The 4930-nt window shown below is 69.3% G+C and carries 4 protein-coding genes; 2 read left to right on the plus strand and 2 right to left on the minus strand.

Going from position 1 to position 4930, the window contains the following annotated elements:
* The first annotated feature begins 147 nt into the window (after positions 1–147).
* Together AC1VXD_RS19730 and AC1VXD_RS19735 are read left to right on the plus strand one after the other, a co-directional pair.
* Positions 148–1431 carry a putative DNA modification/repair radical SAM protein gene (locus tag AC1VXD_RS19730; RefSeq protein WP_482993465.1) on the plus strand — a complete coding sequence of 428 codons (1284 nt, stop codon included), beginning with the start codon at positions 148–150 and terminating at the stop codon, positions 1429–1431.
* On the plus strand, positions 1412–2911 hold the full coding sequence (locus AC1VXD_RS19735; RefSeq protein ID WP_482993466.1) for a UdgX family uracil-DNA binding protein: 1500 nt from the start codon (positions 1412–1414) through the stop codon (positions 2909–2911). Before AC1VXD_RS19730 ends, AC1VXD_RS19735 begins: the two co-directional genes overlap by 20 nt.
* Before the next feature lie 12 nt (positions 2912–2923).
* Here AC1VXD_RS19735 and maiA read toward each other — a convergent pair whose 3' ends face one another.
* Positions 2924–3592 carry a maleylacetoacetate isomerase gene (gene maiA, locus AC1VXD_RS19740; protein ID WP_482993467.1) on the minus strand — a complete coding sequence of 223 codons (669 nt, stop codon included), beginning with the start codon at positions 3590–3592 and terminating at the stop codon, positions 2924–2926.
* Positions 3593–3606: 14 nt separating this feature from the next.
* On the minus strand, positions 3607–4596 hold the full coding sequence (locus tag AC1VXD_RS19745) for a fumarylacetoacetate hydrolase family protein (RefSeq protein WP_482993468.1): 990 nt from the start codon (positions 4594–4596) through the stop codon (positions 3607–3609).
* Between the last annotated feature and the right edge of the window lie 334 nt (positions 4597–4930).

Below are 4930 nucleotides of genomic sequence, written 5' to 3' on the forward strand. Positions count from 1 at the left end.
ACCGGAATCACCGCGCCACGCCCGTCTCCGCGGATAACGCGGGGCCACGCCCGTTTCTCAAGGTAGCGCCGGGGCCTGCCCGGCGGAACCCTGAAGGATTCACGGGCTGTCTCATCCAATGAGACCGCCTGTCCGTAGGTTTCCTCAATGGAAACCATCCGCAAGCTGGCCATCCTCGCCGACGCCGCCAAGTACGACGCTTCCTGCGCCTCCAGCGGCGCGGGCAAGCGCGACTCGCGCGCCAGCGGCGGCATCGGCAGCACCGAAGGCATGGGCATCTGCCACAGCTACACGCCGGACGGTCGCTGCGTGTCCCTGCTGAAGATCCTGCTGACCAACTTCTGCGTCTACGACTGCGCCTACTGCGTGAACCGCGTGTCCAGCAACGTGCCGCGGGCGCGCTTCAGCGTGGACGAAGTGGTCGCGCTGACCCTGGATTTCTACAAGCGCAACTACATCGAGGGCCTGTTCCTTTCCAGTGGCATCATCCGCAATGCCGACTACACCATGGAACAGATGGTGGAAGTGGCGCGGCAGCTGCGCGAGGAACACCGTTACGCCGGCTACATCCACCTCAAGACCATTCCCGAGGCGTCGCCCGAGCTGCTGGCCAGCGCCGGCCGCTACGCCGACCGCCTGTCGATCAACGTCGAACTGCCGACCGAAGCCGGGCTGAGCGCGCTGGCGCCGGAAAAGACCGTGCACTCGATCCGCGGCGCAATGGGCGAACTGCGCTGGCGTATCGAGGAAGCCAAGGAGGCGCGCAAGGCGCCGGCCGTGGTCGCGCCAACCGCCACCCGCAGCGCGCGCCCTCGCCCGCCGCGCTTCGCCCCGGCCGGGCAGAGCACGCAGATGATCGTCGGCGCCGACGGGGCCAACGACCAGCAGATCCTGGCCAGTGCCGACGCGCTGTACGGCAACTACCGCATGCGCCGGGTGTACTACTCGGCCTTCAGCCCCATTCCCGATGCCAGCCGCCAGCTGCCGCTGCAGCCGCCCCCACTGCAGCGCGAGCATCGCCTGTACCAGGCCGACTGGCTGCTGCGCTTCTACGGTTACGGCGTTGAGGAAATCACCGATACCACCCAGGACGGCATGCTGGACCTGGACATCGACCCGAAGATGGCCTGGGCGATCCGCCATCCCGAGCGCTTCCCGGTCGATCTGAACCGCGCGCCGAAGGAGCTGCTGCTGCGCGTGCCCGGGCTGGGCGTGCGCAACGTCAAGCGGGTGCTGATGGCACGCCGGCACGGCCGCCTGCGGGTGGCCGACGTGGCCCGGTTGAAGGCTCCGATGAGCAAGCTGCTGCCGTTCGTGCTGCTGGCCGACCACCACCCACGCAAGGCGCTGGATGATCCGGCGGCGTTGCGCGCGCAGCTGGCGCCGCCGCCACGACAGGGCTCGCTGTTTGATGCACCGCCCGCCCCCTGACGCGCAGCGCTGGTCGCTGCGGGTGGACCCGCCGTGGTCGCTGGAGGCCTGGCGCGATGCCGCGCGCGAGGGGCTGCTGCGTGGCGTGGCACCGGCGCAGCTGGACTGGCTGGAAGGCAGCGAGGCCTCGCTGCTGGATGCGCCATCGGTGCAGAGTGCTCCCCTGCCCGCCGACGCCAGCGCGCCCAGCGTGCCGCGCGATTTCATGGAGCTGGCCGCGACCTGCCTGTGCCATCGCGAGCCGCAGCGCCTGGCCCTGCTGTACCGGCTGCTGTGGCGCATCGCCCACGGCGAGCGCAGCGTGCTGTCCAATCCGGCCGATGCCGACGTGCTGCGGGCGATGGCGCTGGCCCAGGCGGTGCGCCGCGACACCCACAAGATGAAGGCCTTCGTGCGCTTCCGCGAAGTGCCCGGGCAGACCGATGCCTTCATCGCATGGTTCGAGCCGGACCATCACATCGTCGAGCGCGTCGCGCCATTCTTCGCGCGCCGCTTCGCCGGCATGCGCTGGGCCATCCTCACCCCCGGCCGCAGCGTGTACTGGGATGGCGAGGCGCTGGCCTTCGGGCCCGGCGCCCGTCGCGAAGATGCCCCGGCCGAGGATGCGCGCGAATCGCTGTGGCAGACCTACTACGCCAGCATCTTCAATCCGGCCCGCTTGAACACCCGGATGATGCTGCAGGAGATGCCGGCACGGTACTGGCGCCATCTGCCCGAAGCGCAGCTGCTGCCGGGGCTGGTGCGCGACGCTGCCGATCGCGTGCAGGAAATGCACGACCGCCCCGCGCAGGCCCCGCAGCGGAAGATTCCGCAGCGCCCGGCGGTGCTGCCATCACCGGGATCGAGCGCGGACAGCCTCGATGCGCTGCGTGCCCAGGCCGTCGGCTGCCGGCAGTGCCCGCTGTGGGAACCGGCTACCCAGGTGGTGTTCGGGCAAGGGCCGGCTGATGCACGGGTGATGGTGATCGGCGAACAACCCGGTGATACCGAGGATCTCTGCGGCCGCCCATTCGCAGGTCCAGCAGGCCAGTTGCTGGACCGGGCCCTGGCCGAACTCGGCATCGACCGCGCCACGCTGTACCTGACCAATGCGGTGAAGCACTTCCACCACGAGCGGCGCGGCAAGGTGCGCCTGCACAAGCGTCCCGAGAGCCGGCATGTGCGGGCCTGCCAGCCGTGGCTGCTGGGCGAGATCGCGCGGGTACGGCCGCAGGTGATCGTCTGCCTGGGCGCGACCGCTGCGTCCTCGGTGTTCGGCGCGGGCTTCCAGCTGTCACGCGACCGCGGACGCTGGCACACGCTGGAAGACGGTACCCGCGGCTACGCCACCGTGCACCCGGCGTGGGTGCTTCGGCAGGGCGACGACGCCCGGCGTGAGGAGGCCTACCGGCTGTTCCGCGATGACCTGCGCCGTTTGCGGGGGGACGATGCGGCATCCGCCGGGCATGGCCCGGCGCTACCACCGGGCGAGGACCAGTAGCGCCGGGGCCGGTCAGGCGGCGTCGGGTTGGTTTTCCGGGCGTGCGCGGTCGAAGGCGTCCAGCGCCTGGCAGGCCGCTTCGATGCGACGCAAGGTCGGGTACGGCGCCAGGTCCAGGCCGAAGCGGTGCGCGTTATAGAGCTGCGGAAGCAGGCAGATGTCGGCCAGACCGGGGCGGTCGCCGTGGCAGAACACGCCGGTATCCGCGATGCCCGCGAGCATCGCTTCCATCGCCGCGAAGCCGTCGGCCATCCAGTGCAGGGTCCACTGCGTGCGCGCGTCGGCCGGTGCTTCCAGGCGGCGCTCGAGGTACTGCATCACCCGCAGGTTGTTGATCGGATGGATGTCGCATGCCACCAGCTGGGCCAGCGCCCGCACCCGCGCGCGGCCGACCGCATCGGCCGGCAGCAGCGGCACCTGCGGGTAGCGCTCATCGAGGTATTCGAGGATCGCCAGCGACTGGGTGAACGCATGCCCGTCATGCAGCAGGGTGGGCACCAGCTGCTGCGGGTTGAGCGCGGCGTAGGCGTCGGCATGCTGCTCGCCACCGTCGCGCACCAGGTGCACCGGCCGGCCCTCCCAGGCCAGGCCCTTCAGCTCCAGGCCGATGCGCACGCGGTAGGCGGCGCTGGATCGCCAGTAGGTATACAGCACGAGGCCGTCGTCGACCGGGATGTCCAATGCCGCCTCCATGTTCAGGGCTTGGCCGCCTGCTCGATGCGCTGTTCGATCGCACCGAAGATGCTGTTGCCGGCGGCGTCGAGCATCTCGATGCGCACCACGTCGCCGAAGGACATGAACGGCGTGCTCGGCTTGCCGTCGCGCAGGGTTTCCACCACGCGCTGTTCGGCAAAGCAGGAGGCGCCCTTGCTGGTGTCCTCGTTGGCGATGGTGCCCGAGCCGACGATGGTGCCGGCGCCCAGCGGACGGGTCCTGGCCGCATGCGCGACCAGCTGGGCGAAATTGAACTGCATGTCCACGCCGGCTTCCGGCGCACCGAACCACTTCCCGTTGATGTGGGTCAGCAGCGGCAGGTGCACCTTGCTGTCCTGCCAGGCCGTGCCCAGCTCATCGGGGGTGACGAACACCGGCGACAGCGCCGAGCGCGGCTTGGACTGCAGGAAGCCGAAACCCTTGGCCAATTCGCCCGGGATCAGGTTGCGCAGCGACACATCGTTGACCAGGCCGACCAGCTGGATGTGGCCGGCGGCCTGTTCCGGGGTGGCGGCCATCGGCACGTCGTCGGTGATGACCACGATCTCGGCTTCCAGGTCGATGCCGTACTCCTCGCTGACCACCTTGACCGCGTCGCGCGGGCCATGGAAGCCGGCGCTGGTGGCCTGGTACATCAACGGGTCGGTGTAGAAGCTTTCCGGCACCTCGGCGCCACGGGCGCGGCGCACGCGCTCGACGTGCGGCAGGTAGGCGCTTCCGTCGACGAATTCGTAGGCGCGCGGCATCGGCGCGGCCAGGGCCTGCGGGTCGAGGTCGAACACGCCATCGGCGTCGCCGGCATTCAGCGATTCGTACAGGGCGTTCAGGCGCGGGGCGATGTGGCTCCAGTCTTCCAGCGCCTGCTGCAGGGTGGCGGCAATGCCGGTGGCGCGGACGCCGAGGCGCAGGTCACGCGAGACGACGATCAGGGTGCCGTCGCGGCCGCCTTCCTTCAAAGAACCAAGCTTCATGGGTGGGTGTCCGGAGTCGTGGGCAAACAAGTTTCAAGTGTAATCAAATGCGCTGAGTAGCCAAGCTGCAGCGCGGCATCGGCCCACCCTACCGTAGTGGGGGGCGGCAGGGCTTGCAGCCCTGCACCTGCAGAAGCAACGTCAACGTCAAAAGCCTGCATTCCGTGGGATGGCGGGGCACTGTGGGTTTGCGGGGACGCCGTGAACCCGTCCATGGGGGCTTGGTCGCCGCATCCATGCGGCTCACTGATCTGGTCCCCCAGCAGCGGACGCCAAGAAGCGATACTGAATCGTACTTGGAGGTCCCCTTATGTCTCGCGCCACCCGCCGTAGC

Source organism: Stenotrophomonas sp. STEN054 (genome assembly GCF_056854535.1).